This is a genomic window from Mesorhizobium sp. M0037 (assembly GCF_040323635.1).
In the GTDB taxonomy this organism is placed as follows: domain Bacteria; phylum Pseudomonadota; class Alphaproteobacteria; order Rhizobiales; family Rhizobiaceae; genus Mesorhizobium.
The window spans coordinates 52,734-75,205 of sequence record NZ_JAMYVB010000014.1; the positions used below are offsets into that span (position 1 = coordinate 52,734).

General features: G+C 63.9%; 23 protein-coding genes. 11 read left to right on the plus strand and 12 right to left on the minus strand.

Annotated features, from left to right (window positions below):
* The first annotated feature begins 116 nt into the window (after positions 1-116).
* The 3 genes from NKJ78_RS20800 to NKJ78_RS20810 all read left to right on the plus strand — a co-directional run bounded on the left by NKJ78_RS20800 (position 117) and on the right by NKJ78_RS20810 (position 2,600).
* Positions 117-1,412, plus strand: a complete 1,296-nt coding sequence (locus NKJ78_RS20800; RefSeq protein ID WP_023739062.1) for a DUF445 domain-containing protein — start codon at positions 117-119, stop codon at positions 1,410-1,412.
* A gap of 108 nt (positions 1,413-1,520) precedes the next feature.
* Entirely contained in the window at positions 1,521-1,943 is a 423-nt protein-coding gene (locus tag NKJ78_RS20805) for a phasin family protein (protein ID WP_023672638.1), read from the plus strand.
* A gap of 159 nt (positions 1,944-2,102) precedes the next feature.
* Positions 2,103-2,600: a MaoC family dehydratase gene (locus tag NKJ78_RS20810; RefSeq protein WP_023681725.1), complete on the plus strand. Its 498-nt coding sequence runs from the start codon at positions 2,103-2,105 to the stop codon at positions 2,598-2,600.
* A gap of 15 nt (positions 2,601-2,615) precedes the next feature.
* On the opposite strand, the gene NKJ78_RS20815 is transcribed toward NKJ78_RS20810, so the two are convergent.
* Positions 2,616-4,085, minus strand: a complete 1,470-nt coding sequence (locus NKJ78_RS20815; protein ID WP_023739061.1) for an MFS transporter — start codon at positions 4,083-4,085, stop codon at positions 2,616-2,618.
* Between the two features lie 121 nt (positions 4,086-4,206).
* On the opposite strand from NKJ78_RS20815, the gene NKJ78_RS20820 reads away from it, so the two are divergent.
* Positions 4,207-5,100, plus strand: coding sequence for a LysR family transcriptional regulator (locus NKJ78_RS20820; RefSeq protein ID WP_352459131.1), 894 nt, complete (start codon positions 4,207-4,209; stop codon positions 5,098-5,100).
* A gap of 4 nt (positions 5,101-5,104) precedes the next feature.
* Here the strand turns inward: NKJ78_RS20820 and NKJ78_RS20825 are convergent, their stop codons facing one another.
* Complete coding sequence (locus tag NKJ78_RS20825) at positions 5,105-6,523, minus strand: aminotransferase-like domain-containing protein (RefSeq protein ID WP_352459130.1); 1,419 nt, start codon at positions 6,521-6,523, stop codon at positions 5,105-5,107.
* A gap of 106 nt (positions 6,524-6,629) precedes the next feature.
* Here NKJ78_RS20825 and NKJ78_RS20830 point away from each other — a divergent pair, with 106 nt between their 5' ends.
* Positions 6,630-7,493 (plus strand): DMT family transporter, encoded by an 864-nt coding sequence (locus NKJ78_RS20830; RefSeq protein ID WP_352459129.1) that lies wholly within the window; start codon positions 6,630-6,632, stop codon positions 7,491-7,493.
* Positions 7,494-7,521: 28 nt separating this feature from the next.
* On the opposite strand, the gene NKJ78_RS20835 is transcribed toward NKJ78_RS20830, so the two are convergent.
* From NKJ78_RS20835 to NKJ78_RS20845, 3 genes are read right to left on the minus strand one after another with little or no spacing between them, the layout of a single operon-like run.
* Positions 7,522-8,562: a zinc-dependent alcohol dehydrogenase family protein gene (locus tag NKJ78_RS20835; protein WP_023825747.1), complete on the minus strand. Its 1,041-nt coding sequence runs from the start codon at positions 8,560-8,562 to the stop codon at positions 7,522-7,524.
* Positions 8,563-8,598: 36 nt separating this feature from the next.
* Positions 8,599-9,249, minus strand: a complete 651-nt coding sequence (maiA, locus tag NKJ78_RS20840) for a maleylacetoacetate isomerase (protein WP_023672629.1) — start codon at positions 9,247-9,249, stop codon at positions 8,599-8,601.
* A gap of 4 nt (positions 9,250-9,253) precedes the next feature.
* Positions 9,254-9,976 carry a fumarylacetoacetate hydrolase family protein gene (locus tag NKJ78_RS20845; RefSeq protein ID WP_023701706.1) on the minus strand — a complete coding sequence of 241 codons (723 nt, stop codon included), beginning with the start codon at positions 9,974-9,976 and terminating at the stop codon, positions 9,254-9,256.
* 208 nt (positions 9,977-10,184) lie between these two features.
* Here NKJ78_RS20845 and NKJ78_RS20850 point away from each other — a divergent pair, with 208 nt between their 5' ends.
* Complete coding sequence (locus NKJ78_RS20850) at positions 10,185-10,868, plus strand: response regulator (RefSeq protein ID WP_023730729.1); 684 nt, start codon at positions 10,185-10,187, stop codon at positions 10,866-10,868.
* Positions 10,869-10,991: 123 nt separating this feature from the next.
* Here the strand turns inward: NKJ78_RS20850 and NKJ78_RS20855 are convergent, their stop codons facing one another.
* A complete protein-coding gene (locus tag NKJ78_RS20855) occupies positions 10,992-12,335 on the minus strand; it encodes an ATP-binding response regulator (protein WP_352459128.1) in 1,344 nt (447 codons plus the stop codon).
* Positions 12,336-12,338: 3 nt separating this feature from the next.
* Positions 12,339-13,475: an FIST signal transduction protein gene (locus NKJ78_RS20860; RefSeq protein WP_031200506.1), complete on the minus strand. Its 1,137-nt coding sequence runs from the start codon at positions 13,473-13,475 to the stop codon at positions 12,339-12,341.
* Positions 13,476-13,771: 296 nt separating this feature from the next.
* Here NKJ78_RS20860 and NKJ78_RS20865 point away from each other — a divergent pair, with 296 nt between their 5' ends.
* The 4 genes from NKJ78_RS20865 (at position 13,772) to NKJ78_RS20880 (ending at position 18,954) form a co-directional block, all read left to right on the plus strand.
* Positions 13,772-14,272, plus strand: a complete 501-nt coding sequence (locus tag NKJ78_RS20865; protein ID WP_023725653.1) for a (2Fe-2S)-binding protein — start codon at positions 13,772-13,774, stop codon at positions 14,270-14,272.
* Positions 14,273-14,395: 123 nt separating this feature from the next.
* Positions 14,396-16,741 (plus strand): xanthine dehydrogenase family protein molybdopterin-binding subunit, encoded by a 2,346-nt coding sequence (locus NKJ78_RS20870; protein WP_023688177.1) that lies wholly within the window; start codon positions 14,396-14,398, stop codon positions 16,739-16,741.
* 104 nt (positions 16,742-16,845) lie between these two features.
* The gene (locus NKJ78_RS20875) at positions 16,846-17,643 is read left to right on the plus strand and encodes an FAD binding domain-containing protein (RefSeq protein WP_023672622.1); all 798 of its coding nucleotides are present in this window, start codon (positions 16,846-16,848) and stop codon (positions 17,641-17,643) included.
* Between the two features lie 288 nt (positions 17,644-17,931).
* Positions 17,932-18,954 (plus strand): acyltransferase family protein, encoded by a 1,023-nt coding sequence (locus tag NKJ78_RS20880; protein WP_023739055.1) that lies wholly within the window; start codon positions 17,932-17,934, stop codon positions 18,952-18,954.
* A gap of 66 nt (positions 18,955-19,020) precedes the next feature.
* Here NKJ78_RS20880 and NKJ78_RS20885 read toward each other — a convergent pair whose 3' ends face one another.
* The 5 genes from NKJ78_RS20885 to NKJ78_RS20905 all read right to left on the minus strand — a co-directional run bounded on the left by NKJ78_RS20885 (position 19,021) and on the right by NKJ78_RS20905 (position 21,969).
* The gene (locus tag NKJ78_RS20885; protein WP_352562627.1) at positions 19,021-19,530 is read right to left on the minus strand and encodes a GNAT family N-acetyltransferase; all 510 of its coding nucleotides are present in this window, start codon (positions 19,528-19,530) and stop codon (positions 19,021-19,023) included.
* Complete coding sequence (locus NKJ78_RS20890) at positions 19,530-20,300, minus strand: copper homeostasis protein CutC (protein ID WP_031201829.1); 771 nt, start codon at positions 20,298-20,300, stop codon at positions 19,530-19,532. The genes NKJ78_RS20885 and NKJ78_RS20890 overlap by 1 nt, the downstream gene beginning before the upstream one ends.
* 109 nt (positions 20,301-20,409) lie before the next feature.
* Positions 20,410-20,844 carry a cupin domain-containing protein gene (locus NKJ78_RS20895; RefSeq protein ID WP_023739052.1) on the minus strand — a complete coding sequence of 145 codons (435 nt, stop codon included), beginning with the start codon at positions 20,842-20,844 and terminating at the stop codon, positions 20,410-20,412.
* 77 nt (positions 20,845-20,921) lie between these two features.
* Positions 20,922-21,308 (minus strand): hypothetical protein, encoded by a 387-nt coding sequence (locus NKJ78_RS20900; RefSeq protein ID WP_352459127.1) that lies wholly within the window; start codon positions 21,306-21,308, stop codon positions 20,922-20,924.
* 64 nt (positions 21,309-21,372) lie between these two features.
* Complete coding sequence (locus tag NKJ78_RS20905) at positions 21,373-21,969, minus strand: alpha-ketoglutarate-dependent dioxygenase AlkB (RefSeq protein WP_352459126.1); 597 nt, start codon at positions 21,967-21,969, stop codon at positions 21,373-21,375.
* Positions 21,970-22,120: 151 nt separating this feature from the next.
* Between NKJ78_RS20905 and NKJ78_RS20910 the strand changes: the two genes are divergently transcribed.
* Entirely contained in the window at positions 22,121-22,348 is a 228-nt protein-coding gene (locus NKJ78_RS20910; RefSeq protein WP_023681706.1) for a KTSC domain-containing protein, read from the plus strand.
* Positions 22,349-22,472: the final 124 nt, after the last annotated feature.

Genomic DNA, 22,472 nt, shown 5'->3' on the forward strand with positions numbered 1-22,472 from the left:
CGTGCGAAACCGGCAATTCCCGGACGAAATCGGCCCATCCGATCATGCTACGGGCCCAAACACCCCCTAAATAGCCCATGCCAGATAGCCAAGAGATCGATGAGGAGCGGCGTATCATGTCCCAATCGGCTTCGTCCCTGGCGCCTGGCGGTTTTGATGCCGAGACGGGCGCCAAGCTTTTCGCGTTGCGGCGGACAAAGTTCCTCGCCACGGCTGCGCTGGTGCTTTGCGTCGTGGTTTTTGCCGTGGCCAAATCGTTCGAGGCCAAGTATCCGTGGCTGGGCTTCGTGGCGGCCTTCGCCGAGGCGGCGACCATTGGCGGCCTGGCCGACTGGTACGCGGTGGTGGCGCTGTTCAAGCGGCCGCTGGGCCTGCCGATCCCGCACACCGCCATCATCCCAGCGAACCAGAACCGCATCGCCGATAATCTGGGCCGCTTCATCGAGGTCAATTTTCTGGCGCCGGAGCCGGTGCGGGAAAAGCTGGCCGAGGTCGATTTTGCAGCACTCGTCGCCGACTGGCTGACTGACGCCGAACGCTCTGCCGGCCTGTCACGCTTCGTCGTACGGCTGGTCCCGCAGACGCTTGCGGCGATCGAGCAATCCGGCCTGCGCGGCTTCGTCACCAGCCGCATGCTGGAGCAGATCGACAAGGTGCCGCTGGCGCCGCTCGCGGCCGAATTGCTGTCGGCACTGACCGACGACCGCCGCCACCAGAAACTCTTCGACGAATTCACCAGGGTGATCGGCCGGTTCCTGAACGATGAAGAGGCGCTGGCGACCATGCGCGAGAAAATCCGCGAGGAATTGCCGTCGCTGTTCAACCTGTTCAGAGCCGACGCCTATCTGCTGAAAAAGATCGTCGCTTCCGCCGGTTCGCTGCTTGACGAGGTGCGGGCCGACCCCGACCATCCGATGCGCGCCGAATTCGACCGTTTCGCGCACAGCTTCATCGAGCGGCTCAGAACCTCGAAGCAATACGCCAAACGGGCCGAGAAGCTGAAGCGCGATTTCCTGGCGCGGCCGGAAGTGAAGTCGCTCGCCGGCGACATGTGGCAGAGCCTCAGCGTGTTCATCGAACAGGACGCCAAGGCGGAGAATTCGATTGTTCGCGCGCATCTCGCCAACATGTTCGTCGAGGTCGGCCGCCATCTCTCAGGCGATCCGCAGATCAGGGCCGACATGAACCGGGGCTTTGTCGTGGCGCTGTCGTCGTTCGTGGAGAGCCAGAAGAGCGGTGTGTCGACATTCATCGCCGACCAGGTCAAGCGCTGGGACCTCGCCCAGCTGACGAGGCTGATCGAGATGAACATCGGCAAGGACCTGCAATATATCCGCTTCAACGGCATGATTATCGGCGGATTGGCGGGTATCGTGCTCTACACGGCGGAGAGGCTGTTTCTCGCTGGCTGATGCTGCATTTGCCGCTGAATTGCTTGGGCGTGCGAATGGACACACGGCGCGCGAGTGCTATTGTCCAGAACAGGGTTCAGCATTTGCGACAACTGGGGAGCACGAGCAATGGCCAAACAACCCGACTCCGATTCGTTCCTGGACATGTTCAGCCGGTTCGGCCGTGACCTGAAGGTGCCGAATGTCGAGGCGATCCTCGCGCATCACCGCAAGAACCTCGAGGCGCTGGAAAGATCCGCGCGGGCGGGAGCTGCCGGCGCGACCTCATTGTTGTCCAGACAGCGCGAGATGCTGCAGGACACGCTGCGTGAAGTCAGCGACATGGCGCAGAGCTACAAGGCGCCGGGCAATCCCCAGGAACTGATGACAAAACAGGCGGAGTTCGCCAGGAAATCCTTCGAAGCCGCCCTGAAAAATGCCGGCGAAGTGGCCGAGCTGGTCAAGAAATCCGGCACCGAATCGATCGAAATCCTGCGCAGCCGCATCAAGGAAGCGATGGAGGAAATCCGCTCGGGCTATGACAAGAAGTGACTCTCAACGCAACCATGAGAGGAGTGGCCGGTTGCGGCGCATGAGCATGGACGAGGGACGCTGTTTGGCGGAAAATGGCGGAACGGAATCGCAACGGGCGAATTGACAGGAGCCGTCCGTTCGTGGTCCGAGGCACTGGGAGCCACCGGGAAAGCAGGAATGACGGAACTACGGCCGAAAACGCCGCCGACCTTCGAGCAGTTAAGGGCGATGGCCGGGCAGGAGCTCGGCGTGTCGGAATGGACGACCGTCGACCAGAACCGCATCAACCAGTTTGCCGAATGCACAGGCGACCATCAGTGGATCCACGTCGATCCGGAGCGGGCGAAGCGGCAGAGCCCATTTCGCACCACGATCGCGCATGGCTATCTGACGCTGTCGATCATCGGCGCGCTGGCGCTGGGCATGGGCATCGTCCCCGAAAACACGCAAGCCGCCTTCAATTACGGCTTCGACAAGGTGCGGTTCCTGGCGCCCGTCAGGGTCGGCGCACGCATCCGGCTGCGCACGACGCTGTTGTCGGTGGAGGACAAGGGGCCGGGCCAGTATCTGATGAAGGCCGCCAATACGGTCGAGATCGAGGGCGAACAGAGGCCGGCGCTGACCGCCGAAACGCTGGTCATGCTTTATGAGCGGCGCAAGCGGGCGGGAGCGTAAGCTCCCTATCTTCGGTCATGATGGCTGTTGCCGCACCGACAGCCTGCCGCCGGCGCGGGTCGAGAGCAGTGCCAGCAACAGCGCAGCCACCGCCAGGACCGTTGCCGTCTGAAAGGTAACCTGCATGCCGCGCGCGGCTGCCGCTGAGGTCAGCATGTCCTGGCTTTGCCGTTCTGCCGTCGAGGCAGCTGCAAAAATGGCCCCCATAAGCGATGCGCCGGTGATCAGGCCGAGATTGCGCGACAGATTGAGCAGGCCGGACACCATGCCGCGCTCGCCGGCAGCGACACCGCTCATGACGGCGGCATTGTTGGATGTCTGGAACAGGGCGTACCCGAAGCAGGTGACGGCGATCGGCACGATATAGCTGGCAATGCCGAGTTTTGTTGCGGCGAGCGACAACAATGAGGTTCCGACGGCAAGACTGAACAGTCCGACGACCATCATCCTGTGCGCGCCGAAGCGATCGGTGAGGCGGCCGGCGATAAGCGCCGAGAGCGCGGAGACCAGCGGACCTGTCGACAGGACCACGCCGACCATCGCAGCATTGAGCCCCAGCGCTCGCGACAGATAGAATGGAGCGACCACCAGGGTCGCCATCATCACTGTGGCGACGACGAGGTTCGTGGCGAGGCTGGCGCTGAGCCGGATGTCGTACAACCGGGCAAGCCGGATCAAGGGATTCTTCGCCCTCTTCTCCGCGACGCCGAACAGAACGACGCCGATGCCGGCGGCAACCAGCAGGCCGGTGTTGAGGGCGCCGAAATGGCCGCGGCCAAGCGTCATGGCCAGTGCATAGGCGGCGAGCGTCAGGCCTAGCAAGACCGTCCCGATCGCGTCGAACCCGCCTTGAACGCCCGCAGCCTTGCCGCGGGCAGGCAGGGCCAGCCAGGCGAGGGCAAAGGTCAGGAGGCCGAGCGGCACATTGACGAGGAAGATCGCCCGCCAGCCAAAGCCAGCGATCAGCAAGCCGCCGAGCGAGGGTCCGAGCGTCGTGCCGATCGCCGACATGGCGCCGAGCAGGCCCATGGCGCTGCCGGTTCTCTCCCTGGTCACGGTCTCCGCGACAAAGGCCAGCGTCAACGCCATCATCAGCGCGGCACCCAGTCCTTGTACGGCGCGCGCCGCAATCAGCAGCCAGAGCGTCGGCGCCAGGCCGCAGAGCACCGAGGCCAGTGTGAACAGCGCGATGCCGCCGAGCAGCAACGGCCGGCGGCCGACCATGTCAGCCAGGCGCCCGGCGCTGACGATCAGGGCGGTGATGGCGAGCAGATAGGCGAGAACCACCCATTGCACGGACTGGAAGGACGCACCGAACGCCTGCATGAGGGAAGGCAGTCCAACGCTGGCAATGCTGGTTCCAAGCGAGGACAGCAGCGTGGCGAGCGACAGGCTGGCCAATGCCAAGACAGGAGAGTGGGCCAGGCCTGCGGACCGGGTTTTCTGCGGCGCCGATGCGCACTCGTTCTGCTCGGCAGTTGCCATGGCGATTTCCTCCTTGTCAGTCCCGCAACCGAGATCTAGTCGTCAGGGTGGAATGGCGGAAGGTGCAGCATTTGCATCTTATTCGTGCGCCAAACGCCATGGCATGTGCTACAATCCGCCGATGGCATCGCCCGATCTCAATCTGCTGTTCGCGCTCGACGTTTTGCTCGCCGAAGGCAGCGTGGCGCGCGCCGCCAGCCGGCTACGACTCAGCCCGTCGGCGATGAGCCGCACGCTGGCGCGGCTGCGGGAAGCGACCGGTGATCCGCTGCTGGTCCGCGCCGGCCGCGGCCTGGTCCCGACGCCGCGCGCGGAGGCATTGCGGCAGCAGGCCGGCCGTGTCGTCCACGATGCGGAAACGCTATTGCGTCCCGCCAGGCTGCTCGATCTGGCAAAGCTGGAACAGATCTTCACGCTGCGCACCAATGAAGGGTTCGTCGAGGAATTCGGGCCGCGTCTTGTCGCCCGCATCCAGGCCGAGGCGCCGGGCCTGCGGCTGCGCTTTGCGCCGAAAGCCGACAAGGATGTCGCCTCGTTGCGCGACGCCGACATCGACCTCGAAATCGGCGTTGCCGGCGAGGCCGGACCGGAAGTGCTGATACAGGCGCTGTTTCGCGACCGCTTCGTCGGCGCCGTAGGAGCCGGCCATCCCTTAAGCGAAGGCGCGGTGACGCCCGAGCGTTATGCGGCAGGGCGGCACATCAGCGTTTCACGGCGGGGCCGGGAAAGAGGGCCGATCGATCAGACTTTGGCGCTGCTTGGCCTGCAGCGAACCGTGGTGTGCATGGTCTCCGGCTTTTCGGCTGCACTCGCCATGGCGCGCGCTTCGGACCTGATCGCCAGCGTGCCCGAACGGCACACGCAAGGCGCACGCGCCGGCATGGTCAGCTTTCCGCTGCCGGTCGCCACGGTGGAGGTCACCATCTCGATGCTCTGGCATCCACGGCTCGATGCCGATCCGGCGCAACGCTGGCTGCGAGATTGCGTTCGGGAGGTCTGCGCGGCCTACCGCTGAGCGCTCAGCGCGCCATTGCCGCCTTGAGCACCCTGAAAATCCGCTCGTCTTGGCATTGGGCAACGTTGAAGCGCAGGAACCGGCTGGCGGTTCCCGACAGGCTGAATGCATTGCCGGGCGCCAGCACGATGTTGTCGGCCAGCGCGCGGCGTGCCATTTCAGCCGCGTCCACGCCATCCGGCAGGCTGCACCACAGGAACAAGCCGGCCGGTTGGTCGATCCAGGGCGTGATGCCGATCGCCTTCAGGCGCGCGCCCGTCTCGCCCATGGCGCGGGAAAGCCGCGCGCGCAGCAATTCCATGTGCTTTCGGTAGCTGCCGTCCCTAAGCAGCGCCAGCACCAGTTCGGCGGCCAGCCGGCCGCCGCCGAAGGTGGTGGCAATCTTGAGGTCGGTGAGTTGCTCGATCCAGTCGCGCGGTGCCGCGATGAAGCCGCAGCGAACCGATGCCGATAGCGTCTTGGAGAAGCTGCCGATATGGACGACGCGGTTGAGGCCGTCGAACGCCGCCAGCCGGGGCGCTGGGCTGTGCTCGAAATCGGCGAAGATATCGTCCTCGATGATGGTCAGGTCCGACTGGTCGGCGAGCTTCAGCAGCCGGTGCGCGGTCACCGGCGACAGGATCGCGCCGGTCGGGTTGTGGATGGCGGAATTGGTGATGTAGAGGCGCGGCCTGTGCTCGGCGAGCGCCTGGGCGAACAGCTCGATATCAGGCCCGGATGGCGTGTAGGGCACGCTGACGACCTTGGCGCGGTGGGCGCGCAGCAGCGCGTGGAAATTGAAATAGCAGGGGTCGTCGACCAGCACGGTATCGCCGGGTTCGATCAGGAAGCGGCACAGAAGATCGATGGCCTGCGTGCCCGATTCGGTCAGCATGATCTGTTCGGGCGAGACCTCGATGCCGTGGCCAGCCATGCGCCGCGCGAGCAATTGCCTGAGCGGCGGCAGGCCGAGCGGCGTGCCGTAATCGGCTAGGTCGACATCGTCGGCGCGCGCCACGGTGCGCAGCGCCCGGCGCAAGGCCGCCTGCGGCATCCATGAGGCCGGCATCCAGCCGCAGCCTGGTTTCAGCATCTCGTCGCCGGCTTCCAGCGACTGGCGCGAGACCCACAGCGGATCGATGGCGCGATCGAGCCGGGGTCCAATCTCGGCCAGCGACAGTGGCGCCAGCGATCCGGCGGCATAAAAACCCGAACCCGGCCGGGAGCGAATCGCGCCTTCGGCGGCAAGCCGTTCATAAGCTTCGACGACGGTGGATTTCGACACCTGCATGGCCTTGGCGAAGGCGCGGATCGAGGGCAGCCGCGCGCCCGGCGTCAGGCTGCGCGCCGATATCCGCTGGCGGATGGTCGCCATCACAGTTTCGACCAGAGTGATCGCGAGAACGGTGCGCGCGCCGTCCGCTTCCAAAGCGAGTTCCTTCATCCGTACTGCTCGACCTGCCATTACAGTTTTGCGGAATTGTACTGCATTGTCTCTGGCTGCACCATAGGCACTTGCCCGATAGAGGTCGAAAGCAATGGAGCCTGGAATGGACAAGACCGCGAGCGGCTGGCTGAACGGATTCGTCGGCGTGCTGATCTTCTCAGGCTCGCTGCCGGCGACGCGCGTCGCAGTGGCGGAGTTCGATCCGACATTCCTGACCTCGGCCCGCGCCGCGATTGCCGGGCTGCTTGGTCTCGCGATGCTCGTCCTGTTCCAGCAGAAGCGCCCGGCGCGCAGCGATTTTCTGTCGCTGGTGATCGTCGCCCTTGGGGTGGTTGTCGGCTTTCCCTTGCTCACCGCTCTGGCGCTCAAGCACGTCACCTCTGCCCACTCTATCATCTTCGTCGGCCTGCTGCCGCTGGCCACCGCGATCTTCGGCGTGCTGCGCGGTGGCGAGCGTCCGCGCCCGGCCTTCTGGCTGTTTTCCTGCATCGGCAGCGCGCTGGTCGCCGGTTTTGCCCTGATGCAAGGCGTGACGGCCTCACCTGTCGGCGACGGCCTGATGCTGGCCGCCGTCATCGTCTGCGGCCTGGGCTATGCCGAGGGGGCGGCATTGTCGCGCAGGCTGGGCGGCTGGCAGGTGATCTGCTGGGCGCTGGCGATCTCGCTGCCGATCATGCTGGTTCTGACCTTTGCGACGCTGCCCTCGTCCTTCGCCGGCATCGGCTCTCACGCCTGGATGGGTCTCGCCTATGTCTCGCTGTTCAGCATGCTGATCGGCTTCGTGTTCTGGTACCGCGGCCTCGCCCAAGGCGGCATCGCTGCCGTCGGGCAGTTGCAGTTGCTGCAGCCCTTTTTCGGCCTGGCGCTGGCAGCGTCGCTGCTGCACGAGCAGGTCAGCCCGCTGATGGTGGTCGTGACGCTCGGCGTGGTGGCTTGCGTGTTCGGGGCGAAGAAATTTGCGCGCTAGGAGTTTGGTGGTGGAGGGCGACTCCGCCCTAGAACTTCGTCACCACCCCAATGCCAATCCCCTCGAACCCGCCCATTGCCACCAGCGCCGCAGGCGCCTCATCAAGGCTGATCTTCTTGCCGACCAGCAGTTCGGGCTTGAGCTTGCCGGTGCGGATCATCTCCATCATGGCGGGGTAGCGGTGGGCCTGCATGCCGTGGCTGCCGAGGATTTCCAGCTCGAAGGCGATCACCTTGTCCATCGGCACTTGCGGGCGGGCGTGTTCGCCCAGCATCAGGCCGACCTGCACATGGCGGCCGCGCCGGCGCAGATTGGCAATCGAGTTGAACGATGTCGTGGGGTGGCCGAGCGCGTCCATCGACATATGCGCGCCGCCATTGGTGATCTGCTTGATCGCCTTGACCACGTTCGGCGTGGTCGAGGCGTTGATGGTCGCCACGGCGCCGATCTTTCTGGCGAAGTCCAGTTTCTCGTCGGTGAGGTCGATGGCGATGACATTGGCGCCCATGGAACTGGCGATCATGATCGCCGACAGGCCGACGCCGCCGCAGCCATGCACCGCCACCCATTCGCCCGGCGTCACCCGGCCCTGGTCGACAATGGCGCGAAACGAGGTGACGAAGCGGCATCCGAGGCTGGCGGCGGTGGCGAACTCCATCTCCTCGGGCAGGCGCACGAGATTGGTGTCGGCATGCTCGATGGCGACATATTCGGCAAACGATCCCCAGGCGGTGAAGCCGGGCTGCGTCTGGTGTTCGCAGACCTGATGATTGCCCGAATTGCATTCGAAGCAGCGGCCGCAGCCGACGCAGAACGGCACGGTGACGCGCTCGCCGGCCTTCCAGCGGGTCACCCGCTTGCCGACGGCGACGACGATGCCGGCCAGTTCATGGCCCGGCACATGCGGCAGCGTGATGCCGTCATCATGACCCATCCAGCCATGCCAGTCGCTGCGGCAGAGCCCGGTCGCCTCGACCTTGATGACCACACCGTCTGCGGCCGGTTTCGGATCCGGCACGGTCTGGATTCTCGGCGCCTCGCCGAATCTTTCGAAGACGACGGCTTTCATCGGCAACTCTCCGTGCTCTGCTCCGGCATTGTGAGCCTATTCGGCATCTATCTGATTCTCCGGCGCCGCCTTCTGAAAGGCCGGCAGCGCCATGCAGGCGGCGTGGATGCGCGAGATCTCGGGGTAGGGTGTCAGGTCGACGCCGAAGCGGGCGTTGCTGGCGATCTGGGCGACCAGGCAGATGTCGGCGAGGCCCGGTGCGTCGCCATGGCAAAATGTGCCGGTCTCATCCGATGAAGCCAGAATCTTTTCAAGCGGCTGGAACCCTTCGTTCACCCAGTGGCGAAACCAGTGGATGACATCCTGGTCGCCGGCGCCGAACAAAGTGCGCAGCGAGGTCAGCACGCGCAGATTGTTCACCGGGTGGATGTCGCAGGCGATCATCTGCGCTAGCATTCGCACGCGCGCCCGGCCGAGCGCGTCCTTCGGCAGCAGCGACGGTTCGGGGTGGGTCTCGTCGAGATATTCGATGATTGCCAGCGACTGCGTCAAAAGCGTGCCGTCGCCCAGGATCAGCGCCGGCACCAGCCCCTGCGGATTGACCGCGCGATAGGCCGGCTCCAGATGGTCGCCATGCCGCAGATGATGCGGCACGTAGTCGTAGCCCAGCCCCTTCATCTCGAGCGCGATGCGCACGCGGTAGGAGGTGGAGGAGCGGTAGTAGTTGTGGAGGACGAGGTCGCTCATTGGATCACGGCTTGTCGGTGGAATTTTGGCCGATCGAATCTTGGCCGACAGTGATCTCGATGGTGCCGATGCCGTCGACACCGCCGGTCATCGTCTGACCCGGCGCCACCGCGCCGACGCCGGCCGGCGTGCCGGTGAAGATCAGGTCGCCCGGTTGTAGTACAACCGCACCGCTGCAGATCGAAACGATATCGGCGATCGGCCAGATCAGTTCGGCGAGGTCGCCCTCCTGTTTCACCGTGCCGTCGACGGCGAGCCAGATGCGGCCCTTTTGCGGGTGGCCGGATTTGGCGGCTGATACCAACGGGCCGCAGGGCGCCGATCGGTCGAAGGCCTTCGACCAGTCCCAGGGCCGCGCCGCTTTCTTGGCCTCGTCCTGCAGGTCGCGGCGGGTGAGGTCGATGCCGACGCCGTAGCCCCAGACATGCTCGAGGGCTTCAGCGCGGGGGATGCGGAAGCCGGCCTTGCCGATCGCCGCCACCAGCTCGATCTCATGGTGCAGGTTTTGGGTCAAAGGCGGGTAGGGGACCGTGGTGCCGCTATCGACCACCGCATCGGCCGGCTTGGTGAAGAAGAAGGGCGGGTCGCGCTCGTCATTGCCGAGTTCGCGCGCGTGCGCGGCGTAGTTGCGGCCGACGCAGAAGATGCGGCGCACCGCAAAACGCTGGGCCGAGCCTTCTATGGCGACCGATGGGGTTGCGGGCAAGGGGAGGACGAAGTCTGTCATGCCAGGTCTTTCTGCTTCAACTGCCGGCACATTTGACCGATTTGGACCGCCGGGCAAGGCAGGAGCCTCCGCAAAAGCGTCGGCTGCGCCTTGATTGTCTGATAAAGTCGGCTTCGCCTCCTGGGGTTAAGATGGCGATAGACTATTTGCCAATAAGCTGGCCATACCAGCGGGAGTATCGTGCCCAGGGAGGACTGAAACGAACACCATGACCGCAGTCAACGATCGCGCCCGGTTTCTGATCATCGACGACCATCCGCTGTTTCGCGAGGCGCTGCACAGCGCCGTGCAGATGGCGTACCCGGAAGTCGACACGGTGGAGGCGCGCTCGATCGCCGAAGCGCTTGATCTCCTGGGTGGGATAAAGCCATTCGATCTGGCGCTGCTCGATCTCAATATGCCCGATGTGCATGGCTTTGACGGGTTGCTGCAACTCAGGACCCGCCATCCGCGGCTGCCGGTGGTCGTCGTCTCGGGCTATGAGGAGCCGAAGATCATTTCAGAGGCGCTGTCCTATGGCGCTGCCGGCTTCATCCCGAAATCGGCGCGCAAGAGCGATCTCGCCGCCGCCATACGCTCGGTGATGGAAGGCGCGATCTACGTGCCGGAAAACTATGAGGGACAGCCGCCGGACGCCGACAGCACTGACCGCGCCGACATGGTGCAGCGGCTGGCGAAACTGACGCCGCAGCAGCTGCGGGTGCTGCAGATGCTGCGCCAGGGCCTGCTCAACAAGCAGATCGCCTACGAGCTGCAGGTCGGCGAGACCACGGTCAAGGCGCATGTCTCGGAGATCCTGCGCAAGCTCAACGTCTACAGCCGCACGCAGGCGGTGATCGAGGTGTCGAAGCTGGACAATGCGGAGCTGTTTCGCGATCAGGCCGGGTTTTGATCTTTACCCTCCCCCTTGTGGGGAGGGTCGATCCGCGAAGCGGAGCGGGGTGGGGGACCTTGGCGCTGCACCCCGCCCCGGCGTTGCGCGCCGACCCTCCCCATCGAGGGGAGGGTATGGGGCTCAAGCCAGCAAATGCGCCAGCAGCGCCCTTAGCTGCGCCGGTTTCAGCGGCTTGCGCATCAGTTCGATGCCGGCGGCGCGGGCGGCTTTGGCGACGGCCTCCGATCCGTCGGCGGTGACGATCAGCGCCGGCACGGCGCGGCCGAGATAATCGCGGACTTCGGCGATGGTGGCGGTGCCGAGGTCGCCGTCGTCGAGATGCTGGTCGGCAATGACGATGTCGGGCACCCAGTCGGTGTCGCCAAGCAGGCTGACCGCAGCCTCGGTCGAGGTCGCGGCGCGCACCAGGCACTGCCAGCGCTCGAGCAGGAAAGTCATCGCCTGCAGCACGTCGGCGTCGTTTTCGACCAGCAGCACCTTGGTGCCGAACAGGCCGTAGCCGCGCGGCCGCTCCATTTCGGCAAGGCTGGCGATGGCGTCGGCGCTGGCGCCGATGCCGACCGGCACGTCGATGTGGAAGATGGTGCCGCGCCCAACCCTCGAGGAGAACGTCACGGGATGACCGAGCGCGGCGGCCATGCGCCGCACGATGGCAAGGCCCAGGCCCAGCCCGCCGCCGGAGATTCCGGTGTCGGCTGGAATGGCGGAGCCGCGATGGAACTCCTCGAACACCGCCTCGCGCTGGTCGTCGGGAATGCCGCAGCCGGTGTCGGCGACATCGATGCGGATGGTATCGCCGCGATGCCTTGTGCCGACAAGCACGCCGCCCGAAGGGGTATAGCGCAGCGCATTGGACAGGATGTTTTGCAGGATGCGGCGCAAGAGCGTGCGGTCCGAACGCACCACGGCGCTGACCGGGCGGAACTTCAGCGCCAGCCCCTTCATCTCGGCCACGGGCAGGAAATCCGACCGCAGCGAGGAAAACAGCGTCTCCAGATTGACATCGCCGATGTCGGGCTGCACCACACCGGCATCGAGCTTGGAAATGTCCAGCAGCGTGCGCAACAGGTCTTCCATGGTCTCCAGCGAGCGCTCGACCTGACGGACAAGTTTCTTGCCCTCGTCGCTGGTCTGCACTTCGGCCAGCGCCGAGACGGAGAGGTGGGCGGCGTTCAGCGGCTGCAGCACGTCATGGCTGGCGGCGGCCAGGAACCTGGTCTTGGACAGGTTTGCCAGTTCGGCGTTTTCCTTGGCGGCGCTGAGGTCGATGTTCGACTGTTCCAGCCGGCGCAAGGTCGAGTGTAGTTCCTCGGTGCGCATGCGCACGCGGTTTTCCAGTGAAATTGCGGTCTGGAACAGCGAGAAGGCGTTGCCCTGCTGGTCCATCGAGCGCTCGACGCGGCTGACCAGAGCGGCGTTGATCTTCTTCAGCCTGTCGACGTCGTTGATGTCCCTGAGCGGCATGCGCTATTCCGCCGCCTGGCGTTCGCCGAAGGCGATGCCGGTGAAGGTTTGGTTCAGATGCATCGAACGGTACTGTTCGCCATAGGTGCCGAAGCCGATGACATTGTTGACCCGGTAGAGCTCCGAAATGTCGCGGAACACCTGGCGGTTGCGGGCGTCGAGCCGGCGCAGCACGCAATCGAAGCCGAGGATCATGTCGATGCCGCCGAGCCGTTGCTCGACGTCGCGCAGTGCGGCGCGCGTCGATTCCACCATGTCCTTGGGCTGGGCGATGGACAGCACGACGCCGTCGTCTATGGCGCAAAAGAAAGACAGGGAACCGTCGGCATGCATCTTCTGGATCGAGCGGCAGTAATATTCGCCGCCCACTTTCACCACCACCGGGTGCGAGGCGAAGCTCATCGGCGTCAGGTTCTGCGCAACGATGCCGACCGAGGCTGCATATTCCTCAGCCGCGTTGGTGGCGTTGAATTCGCGCACGGTGCGGTGGTCCGGATCGGATGCCGTCACCACCAGCTTCTCGTCGGTTGGGATGAAATTGTCGGTCTTGAAGACATGGAACGGGATCTCGGTGGCGATCAGCACAATGATGGCGCTGTCGGACGCAACCTTGCCGTTCGAAATCAGCCTGGTGGTTTCGAATTTCAAATCGTCGCCCGCCGAACCGCCGATCAGCGGGATGTCGTCCAGCCCCCAATGGATGGCCGAGGTTACAGCTTCCTCGGCAAAGGACAGGCCGTCGATGAAGCAGAGCGCGAAGGTGCTTTTGGCATGGCAACTGCCGGTGCGTCCGCGCAGCAACCGCCGCAAGCCCTCGACTTCATCAGTGATCCTGTCCATTCCCGACGAGGAGAGATTGTCGACCATGGTGCTGACCGCCGAAAACGACGCGGAGGGAAAGAGCAGCGCCAGCACATGGCCTTCCTCCAGGCCCTGGGGGGTGATCTCGCCGGCGGTCGAGCAAGCGGCGTAGGCCAGCGTCGGCGCGTGGGTCTTCAGCCCTTGCGAAAGGACGCTCGCGTCAAACAAGCTCTGGGAGAAGAACAGCAGGGCAAAGCCGGCATCGATGGCTGCGGCCTCGACGGCGACCGCCAGGGCGAATGCATCGGCGTCGGGCTCGTCGGTGGTGAGCGCCGACAAACCGGATGCATAGCTCGTCCGTGAACTGGCCAGAGGCTTCCTCCCGATATCCTCCGACGCTTCCTGCGCGCGCCCGTTTTATGTCTCTCGGCGCGCTGGCGTCGAGGGCATTGTTGCCCCCTATTCGCTCTTTGGCAATGGGGCGGACAGGCCCGTGATTTTCGTTTTCTCCATGACCGAAAGTACAATGAGCGCCGTGTGTTTTTTGCGCTTTGTGCAGTGTACCAATAGCGCATGGCCGAGCGCCAAAGCCGCATCGGCAGCATGACTACCAAGGTCATACCCAGGGAGGATGCATGTCGGACGTTTCGTTTGTCGTGAACGGAAAACGGATCAGCGGCGCTGCCGAGGACCGAACGCTTCTGGTTCATTTCCTGCGCGAAAATCTTGGTCTCACCGGAACGCATGTCGGTTGTGACACCTCTCAATGCGGCGCCTGCGTCGTGCATGTCGACGGCAGGGCAGTGAAGTCCTGTTCGATGCTGGCCGTGCAGGCCTCCGGGTCGACCGTGGTGACGATCGAGGGGCTTGCCAATGGCGGCGACCTGCATCCGATGCAGGCCGCGTTCAAGGAACATCATGGGCTGCAATGCGGCTTCTGCACGCCGGGCATGATCATGACGGCGACCGACATGATCGCGCGCCATCCCGAAGGCCTTGACGAGGCGACGGTGCGCGCCGAGCTCGAAGGCAACATCTGCCGCTGCACCGGCTACCACAACATCGTCAAGGCGATCCTCGCCGCATCGCAGACGATGGCGAAGGTGCCGAAGGGCAGGGCGAAACAGGCAGCGTAAGAAAGAAGCGAGTAGTGAATAGTGAATAGCGAGTAGTCGGTTTAGCCGAACCGCTCCGAGCACAATTCCCTACTCACTGTTCACTATTCGCTACTCACTATTCGCTATTCCGGAGGAATTCCTATGGGCATTGAAGGCATCGGCGCTCGGGTCGTGCGCAAGGAAGACAAACGGTTCATCACCGGCGCCGGCCGCTATGTCGACGACATGGTGGTTCCCGGCATGAAGCATGCCGCTTTCGTGCGCAGCCCGCACGCGCATGCTCAGATCAAGAAGATCGACGTCAGACGAGCGCAGGCGATGCCCGGCGTCATCGGCGTCTTGACCGGCAAGGAGCTCAAGGCCGACGGCATCGGCAACCTGATCTGCGGCTGGATGATCCATTCCAAGGACGGCTCGCCGATGAAGATGGGCGCGTGGTCGCCGCTGGCCGTCGACAAGGTGCGCTATGTCGGCGACGCGGTCGTCATCGTGGTGGCGGAAACCAAGGGCCAGGCCCGCGACGCGGCCGAAGCGGTCGAGATCACCTACAAGGAATTGAAGGCGGTGGTCGATGCCACCAAGGCGCTGCAAAAAGGTGCGCCGCAGGTCCATGCCGAAGCCGAGGACAATCTTATCTTCGACTGGGAGATCGGCGATGCCAAGGCGACCGACGCGGCGATCCAGGCGGCGGCCCATGTCACCCGCATGAAGATCGTCAACAACCGGCTGGTTCCCAACGCCATGGAGCCGCGCGCGGCCCTTGGCCATTACGACAAGGCCGAGGACCATTTTACCTGCTGGACGACGTCGCAGAACCCGCATGTCGCGCGGCTAGTGATGAGCGCCTTCTACAATGTCGCGCCGGAAAACAAGCTGCGCGTCATTGCGCCCGATGTCGGCGGCGGCTTCGGCTCGAAGATCTACATCTATCCCGAAGAGATCGTCTGCCTGTGGGCGTCCAAGAAAACCGGCGTCCCGGTCAAATGGGTCGCCGACCGCACCGAAAGCTTCCTCACCGACGCACATGGCCGCGACCATGTCTCGACGGTCGAAATGGCGTTCGACAAGAACAACAAGATCACCGGCTTCAAAGTCGACACCATCGCCAATCTCGGCGCCTACATGTCGCTGTTCTCGTCTTGCGTGCCGACCTATCTCTACGCGACGCTGCTGTCGGGCCAGTACAACATCCCGACGATCCACGCCAATGTGCGCACCGTCTACACCAACACGGCACCCGTCGATGCCTATCGCGGGGCAGGGCGGCCGGAAGCCACGTATCTGCTCGAACGGACAATGGAGACCGCCGCGCGTGAACTTGGGGTCTCTCCGGCGGAGTTGCGGCGCATCAATTTCATCACCGAGTTTCCGCACCAGACGCCGGTCATCATGAACTATGACGCCGGCGACTATGGAGCTTCACTCGATGCGGCGACACAGGCGTCCGACTATGCCGGCTTTGCCAAGCGCAAAGCGGCGGCCGCCAGCCAGGGCAGACTGCGCGGCATCGGCATGAGCTGCTATATCGAGGCCTGCGGCATCGCGCCGTCGGCGGCGGTCGGTTCGCTCGGCGCCGGCGTCGGTCTGTGGGAATCGGCCGAGGTGCGGGTCAATGCCGTCGGCACGATCGAGGTGCTGACCGGCTCGCACAGCCACGGCCAGGGCCATGAGACGACCTTCGCGCAACTCGTCAACCAGCGTTTTGGCGTGCCACTGGACTCGGTCTCGATCGTCCATGGAGATACCGACAAGGTGCAGATGGGTATGGGCACCTACGGCTCGCGCTCGGGCGCGGTCGGCATGTCGGCAATTGCCAAGGCGCTCGACAAGGTCGAGGCCAAGGCCAAGAAAATCGCCGCCCATCTGCTCGAGGCCGACGAGGGCGACATCGTCATCGAGAATGGCGAGGTCAAGGTTGCCGGCACCGACAAGAGCCTGCCCTGGTTCCAGGTGGCGCTTGCCGCCTACACCGCTCACAATCTGCCGGCAGGCATGGAGCCGGGACTGAAGGAAACCGCCTTCTACGATCCGGCGAACTTTACTTTCCCGGCGGGCTGCTACATCTGCGAGGTCGAGATCGATCCGGAAACCGGCACGACCGAGATCGTCCAGTTCGTTGCGGCGGACGATTTCGGCAACATCATCAACCCGATGATCGTCGAAGGCCAGGTCCATGGCGGCATCGCGCAAGGCATCGGCCAGGCGCTGCTGGAAGGCGCGCACTATGACGATAGCGGGCAGCTGCTGACGGCGAGCTACATGGACTACACCATGCCGCGCGCGGACGACCTGCCGTCATTCAAGGTGTCGACCTCGAACACGCCGTGTCCGAGCAATCCGCTTGGCATCAAGGGCTGTGGCGAGGCCGGCGCCATCGGCTCGCCGCCGGCGGTCATCAACGCCATCACCGACGCTTTGGGGATTGTGGACATCGCCATGCCGGCCTCGCCGTCGACGGTGTGGGCGGCGATTAGGGCGAAGAAATGAGTGAGTAGGGAGTAGTGAGTAGGGAATGGGCATTACCGGAGATGACAGCGTCCCTATTCCCTACTCCCTACTCACTACTGCCTAACCACTTCAGGGAGGATCCCATGTACGCAGTCAACTACCACCGCGCCGCCTCGGTCGCCGACGCCGCCAAGCTGGTGAAGAGCGGCGACGCCAGGCTTTTGTCAGGCGGCATGACGCTGATCCCGGCGATGAAGACGCGGCTCGCCGCACCCTCCGACCTGATCGACCTGTCGCGGATCAAGGAACTGCAAGGCGTCAAGGTGTCGGGCAAGACCGTCACCATCGGCGCCGCCACAACCCATTACGACGTCGCCAATGACGAGAAGCTGCGGAAGGCCTGTCCGGCGCTTGCGCACCTTGCGTCGCTGATTGGCGATCCGGCGGTGCGCCACAAGGGCACGATCGGCGGCTCGGTCGCCAACAACGACCCAGCCGCCGATTATCCGGCGGCGCTCTTGGCGCTGGGCGCCACCATCGTCACCAACAAGCGCGAGATTTCAGCCGCGAAATTCTTCACCGGCCTGTTCGAAACGGCGCTGAAAGAAGGCGAGATCATCACCGCGGTGAGTTTTACCGCGCCGGCCAAGGCTGCTTACGAAAAATTCCGCAACCCGGCCTCGCGCTATGCGATTGTCGGCGTGTTCGTGGCCAAGGGCAAGGACGGGGTCAGCGTTGCCGTTACCGGTGCCGGCGATGACGGCGTGTTCCGCTCGAAGGAGATCGAAGCCGCACTGGCGAAAAATTTTGCCGCATCGGCGCTCGACGGCGTGAAAGTGCCGGCGAAGAATTTGATGACCGACCTCCACGCTTCGGCCGAATACCGTGCCAATTTGATCGCCGTGATGGCCAAGCGCGCGGTGGCGGCAGCCAACGCCTGACATCATAAAGCTACTGACATGGAAAGGGGCCATCGCGGCCCCTTTGTTCGTCTGCGGCGGGCTGTAACTGCCCAGTCCTTGCGGGTTCGCTGCCACGCGCAAATCCGTTGTTTCAGGTAATTCCCGTGCAAGAACAGGCGCATACTTCCCAAGGGACTGCCCAGCCCCATTCTCGCACTTGCACAATCTGATATTGCACTGCAATATGTATAGCTTGGCGGAACACGGGGTGGATTCTGCGCGCGGCGGTGTGAGCTGCGCCAAGATCTTGGGTCGTAGAGGATCGGCATGGCCGACATCTCCGCAGCGTCTGTTGCCCTGCCGCGGGCCACAGCCGACAAAGCAGCCAGAGCAAGACTGGCCTATCTCGATGGCTGGCGCGGGCTTTCGATCGCACTGGTGCTGATCGGCCATTTCTTCCCCGTTCCCGGGATCAATCTCGGCGTGCTCGGCGTCGAGTTCTTCTTCGTGCTCTCAGGCCGGCTGATGGGCGAGATACTGTTCATCGAACGCTTTCCGCTGAAAAAATTCTTCAAGCGCCGCTTTTCGCGCATCTATCCCGCGCTGCTGGTGTTCGTGACATCAGCCATGATCGGGCTCTCCGGCACCTTTATCGGCTTCAAATGGAAGGCGGCGCTGACGGCGCTGACATTCACCTACAACTATGCCGGAATTCTCATCACCCGCGCCGGCGCGCTCGACCACATCTGGTCGCTATGCGTGGAAGAGCATGCCTACATCATCCTGGCGCTGATCAGCGTGGTGGTGACCGGGCGGGGTAATGTCGTTCGGCTGCTGGTGACGCTGTCGCTGCTGGCGATGGCCAATGGCGCCATTTCGTACTGGGCACTCGGCATGGATTACGAGCACAGCTATTGGCGCACCGATGTGCATATCGCCTCGATCCTGCTGTCGGCATCGATCTGCCTGCTCAAGCACGATGACCGGCTGCCGGCATTCCTGAAGAGCCCCTATGTCAGCCTCGTGTCGGCGGCGGCGGCTATATTGCTGTTCCTCGATCCGGTGCCGACGCCGATCCATTACCTACTGGCGGTGCCGTTGCTGGCGCTTGCCGTCAATACGCTGGACACCAGCAGCCGGCACCTGACCGGCCTGCTATCGTCCAGGCCGATGGTGATGATCGGGCTGTGGTCATACTCGCTCTATCTCTGGCAACAGCCCTTCTACAAATTCGTCGCCGAGCAGGGCAGTGCGCCGATCCCGATGCTGGCGGCTGTCTTCGCCTGTGCACTATGCAGCTACTATCTGGTCGAGAAGCCCGCGCGGGCCTGGCTGAACCGGAATTGGTGAGGGCTACGGACTCCTAATCTTATGCCGCCGTGGCGATCTGCTTGCCGATCATCAGCCAGCGACCCATCAGCCGGCGATCTCCTTGAGGTAGTAGCGCACCGCCTTCTTGTCGCCATGGATCACCGCGTCACCGACCTCGGCAAAGCCAAGCGCCGCATGGAAGGCGTCCGAAGCCGGATTGGGCGGTTCGACAATGACCTCGCAGGTGACGATGCTGTGGCCCGCGCGGGCGACTTCCCCGAACAGATCCTCGTAGAGCCGGCGGGCATGGCCGCGGCCGCGCGCTTGCGCCGCGACGACGACGCGGTCGACATAGACGAAGCGTGGATAGCGCTCGCGGAACCAGAGGAAATTCGGGCTGTCGTAGGCCGCATTCTGGTCGAACGTCATGATGAAGGCTTCGAGCGCGCCGATGCGCCTGATGTAAAACGCTTCGCCAAGCAGGAAGGACAGCCGTTCCGGCTCGAGCCATGACAGTTCGGCGGCGTGCTCATTGTTGAGCGCGAGGATGGCGGCTTCGTCCTGAGGCAGGACGCGGCTGATCGGCGATGGCCGCCCAGTCACGGCTTTGCTCATCATGCTCTGGCCGCCGCAATCGTCGCCGCAACCAGCGCCCCATCGGTGACTGTGGTGCGATACTCGCGGTCGAGATCGGTGCCCCCCATGCCGACTTGCGGGTTGCGGTAGGCCATGGCGCTCGGTACGTCCTTGAGCGCGGCGAAATGCATTTCCGTCAGCCCGGTTGATGCCAGCACCCCGGCGATGTTTTCGGGGTCCAGCGCGCCGCAGCCGAGGATGATGATGCGGCCGTCGGCCTGGCGGACGAGATCCGCCAACAGGCCGGCGCCTTCCACCGCGGTGTCCCTCTGGCCGCTGGTCAGCACGCGGCCGACCTTGCAGCGGATCAGCGCTTCCAGCGCCTCGGCTGGGTCGCGCGTCATGTCGAAGGCGCGGTGGCAGGTGACGGCGAGCGGACCGGCGGCATCGACCAGCGCGCCCATGCGGGTTTCATCGATGGTGCCGTCGGCATTGAGGCAACCGACGACGACACCGGCGACGCCGAGGTCACGAAGCGCTGCGACATCGGCGAGCATCGAGCTGTATTCGGCCTCGCTGTAGAGGAAATCGCCGCCGCGCGGCCGCACGATGACATGGAAGGGAATGGTCGCGCTCTCGAGTGCGGCGCGCACCGTGCCGAGGCTGGGCGTGATGCCGCCTTCGACCAGGCTGGCGCAGAGCTCGACCCGGTCGGCGCCGGCGGCCTGCGCGGCCAGCAGTCCATCGATGCCTTCGACGCAGATTTCGATCAGGGGGCGAGCATTTCCTGCCAAGGGGCGATCCTTCATGATTGCATGACGGCCAGCCCTAGCATCGGCTCGGTTGGTGGGGAAGCCGGAACAGCCAGTCGCTGCTTGGGCCAGCCCGGCAACCCTGCCTAGGTCCGTAGCGAGAGATCTATTGTTTCTGCAGCGCCGTGTTCTTGGCGCCTTGTTCGACCTGGTCGATGACCAGCAGCTTGACCGGGGCGTCGCCGATGTTGGTGGCCTGGTGCCATTGGCCGATCATCTCGATGATGAAATCGCCCGTCTTGTAGGTGTTGCTGTTGCCGGTCTCGACATTCGTCACTTTGAGTGTCCCGGCCTCGACATAGGCGTAGCGGGCAAACGGGTGCTTGTGCACCGGCAGAGTGGCGCCGACCGCAATGTCATAGGTTGAAACCAGGACCTGGACATTTTTCTGCGGCAGCACGATCGGCTGACCGGACGCCGTCTGGCTGCGATCCGCAAGCGGTGTGACGACAACCGGCGGGATGGTACTGTCCAGCGCCCGAGCGGGGTTTGCAAATAGCGCTGCCGCGAACAGCAGCATCGATGCCAGGATCTTTCGCATGGTTCCTCCAGGTTTTACCGCCACCGCGCGGCGCGACGCCAAAGTTCTAACTCTCGTCAGTTACTGGAGACACAACGTCATCCGCCGGTGCCGTCGTCCATCACCGTATTCGTGAGCGCTTCATAGATGTTGCTGCATACCTGAGACCGCGGACAGTGTTTTACGATGAATGCCGGCACGACAGTCAGTGCGGCGGCGATCAGGATTTGCAGGAAGAGAGGAGCAGGCTCGAAGCGTTTGCCAAGCAAGGCTCGGCAAGCGAAGTAGAGACTTTGAGCCAGGCATGGCCAGACAAGGACATGCAACAGCGTGCTCGTTGCTCGGGCATAGGGCGTTATGTATCCGTCGGGAACGCCGACCATGCCGAGGTCGACGAGCCACTGCAGAGCCAGAACGCAGGACAGGCATGCCCACAGAAAGAGCGCCACGCGGATGGCCAGGATTTTGCTGCGATCAACGCTCATATACAATCGAAGCACAACTGCGTGCTGCCTTCCAGAGCGGCTGCTGCGTGGCTTGGAGTATCGCCTATTTCAGAGTGCGCAGCGTGATCGAATAGCGGTGCCCGGCGACCGGCGGAATGCTGTGCTCCCACTCGTGGCGCGCCGGACCGTCCATGAGATAGAGGGACCTCGGTTCGACCTCGATCGTCTCGCGATCCCATTTCGAGCCGTTTTTGCGGCGCAGCCGAAAGCTGCAGGGCGCCAGCAGCGAGACGCCGGCGACGAGATCGAAATGCGGCTTGTCGCGATGCCAACCTATGCCCGCGCCCGGCCGATACTCGTTGATCAGCACCTGCGCGAACTCTGTGGCGGACCGGCCGGCAAAGTCCGCGACCTTGTCGCGGAGCGGCAGCAGGAATTGAGGTATGGGCGGCGCTTCGACGACCTGGCGCCGGTCGTAGTCGTAGCGCAGGCCGAAACCGGCCACTTGCCGGTTGGCAAGATGGCCGTGGAAATCGAAGGGCTTGAAGGACAGTTCATTGAGGTGACGGACCAGTTCCGCCTCTTCATCCGTTGTGATCAGGCCCGGCCGGTAGGAAAATCCTTCCGGCAGCGTGTCGGCCGCGCCGAAGAGATCGCCCTGGCTGGCATACGCTGTTGTACTGGATTTCGTCTGTGACATCTGACGGAGAGATAGGAAGCCTCGCGGCCCGGGCAAGATTTTCGGCGTTGTGGTGCGCCTCCCTGACGGAACCTCCGCATCGTTGCGGCATTACGCATGCTCGAAGCAGGATTTGGGGCGAAAGATTTGGGGACGAAGCAGGATTTTCGACATGCCGTCCACTGCCATTCGCAACACCCACTACGACCCGTCGACGAAAATCCTCTCGGTCTGGTTCGTCCCGAGCGGAGCCCGCTACGACTATGAAGAGGTCGAACCCGAGACCTATGCGGCGTTCCGCGCCGCCTTCTCGAAGGGGCAATTTTTCAACGAGTTCATACGCGATCGCTACCGGTTTCACCTGGTTGAAGAAGGGCGCCGGCGCGTGACTGGATCCTGAAGGCGCTACCAGGAGTCGCAGCGCAGGGATAGTTTTCGGGCTGAGAAGACCAGGGACCCAGGCAGCTATAGGCCCGCCAAGTGCGAGTGGAATGCCAAACGGGCGCCCGTGTAGCCGCTCATCA

Excerpts from the sequence above, each read along its gene's own strand:
- NKJ78_RS20905 (WP_352459126.1), bottom strand. The coding sequence starts at position 21,969 with ATGTCACAGACGAAATCCAGTACAACAGCGTATGCCAGCCAGGGCGAT.
- NKJ78_RS20835 (WP_023825747.1), bottom strand. The coding sequence starts at position 8,562 with ATGAAAGCCGTCGTCTTCGAAAGATTCGGCGAGGCGCCGAGAATCCAG.
- NKJ78_RS20855 (WP_352459128.1), bottom strand. The coding sequence starts at position 12,335 with ATGCCGCTCAGGGACATCAACGACGTCGACAGGCTGAAGAAGATCAAC.
- NKJ78_RS20850 (WP_023730729.1), top strand. The coding sequence starts at position 10,185 with ATGACCGCAGTCAACGATCGCGCCCGGTTTCTGATCATCGACGACCAT.
- NKJ78_RS20825 (WP_352459130.1), bottom strand. The coding sequence starts at position 6,523 with ATGAAGGAACTCGCTTTGGAAGCGGACGGCGCGCGCACCGTTCTCGCG.
- NKJ78_RS20910 (WP_023681706.1), top strand. The coding sequence starts at position 22,121 with ATGCCGTCCACTGCCATTCGCAACACCCACTACGACCCGTCGACGAAA.
- NKJ78_RS20895 (WP_023739052.1), bottom strand. The coding sequence starts at position 20,844 with ATGCGAAAGATCCTGGCATCGATGCTGCTGTTCGCGGCAGCGCTATTT.
- NKJ78_RS20800 (WP_023739062.1), top strand. The coding sequence starts at position 117 with ATGTCCCAATCGGCTTCGTCCCTGGCGCCTGGCGGTTTTGATGCCGAG.
- NKJ78_RS20865 (WP_023725653.1), top strand. The coding sequence starts at position 13,772 with ATGTCGGACGTTTCGTTTGTCGTGAACGGAAAACGGATCAGCGGCGCT.
- maiA (WP_023672629.1), bottom strand. The coding sequence starts at position 9,249 with ATGAGCGACCTCGTCCTCCACAACTACTACCGCTCCTCCACCTCCTAC.
- NKJ78_RS20805 (WP_023672638.1), top strand. The coding sequence starts at position 1,521 with ATGGCCAAACAACCCGACTCCGATTCGTTCCTGGACATGTTCAGCCGG.
- NKJ78_RS20830 (WP_352459129.1), top strand. The coding sequence starts at position 6,630 with ATGGACAAGACCGCGAGCGGCTGGCTGAACGGATTCGTCGGCGTGCTG.
- NKJ78_RS20880 (WP_023739055.1), top strand. The coding sequence starts at position 17,932 with ATGGCCGACATCTCCGCAGCGTCTGTTGCCCTGCCGCGGGCCACAGCC.
- NKJ78_RS20845 (WP_023701706.1), bottom strand. The coding sequence starts at position 9,976 with ATGACAGACTTCGTCCTCCCCTTGCCCGCAACCCCATCGGTCGCCATA.
- NKJ78_RS20870 (WP_023688177.1), top strand. The coding sequence starts at position 14,396 with ATGGGCATTGAAGGCATCGGCGCTCGGGTCGTGCGCAAGGAAGACAAA.
- NKJ78_RS20820 (WP_352459131.1), top strand. The coding sequence starts at position 4,207 with ATGGCATCGCCCGATCTCAATCTGCTGTTCGCGCTCGACGTTTTGCTC.
- NKJ78_RS20815 (WP_023739061.1), bottom strand. The coding sequence starts at position 4,085 with ATGGCAACTGCCGAGCAGAACGAGTGCGCATCGGCGCCGCAGAAAACC.
- NKJ78_RS20810 (WP_023681725.1), top strand. The coding sequence starts at position 2,103 with ATGACGGAACTACGGCCGAAAACGCCGCCGACCTTCGAGCAGTTAAGG.
- NKJ78_RS20890 (WP_031201829.1), bottom strand. The coding sequence starts at position 20,300 with ATGAAGGATCGCCCCTTGGCAGGAAATGCTCGCCCCCTGATCGAAATC.
- NKJ78_RS20885 (WP_352562627.1), bottom strand. The coding sequence starts at position 19,530 with ATGAGCAAAGCCGTGACTGGGCGGCCATCGCCGATCAGCCGCGTCCTG.
- NKJ78_RS20900 (WP_352459127.1), bottom strand. The coding sequence starts at position 21,308 with ATGAGCGTTGATCGCAGCAAAATCCTGGCCATCCGCGTGGCGCTCTTT.
- NKJ78_RS20875 (WP_023672622.1), top strand. The coding sequence starts at position 16,846 with ATGTACGCAGTCAACTACCACCGCGCCGCCTCGGTCGCCGACGCCGCC.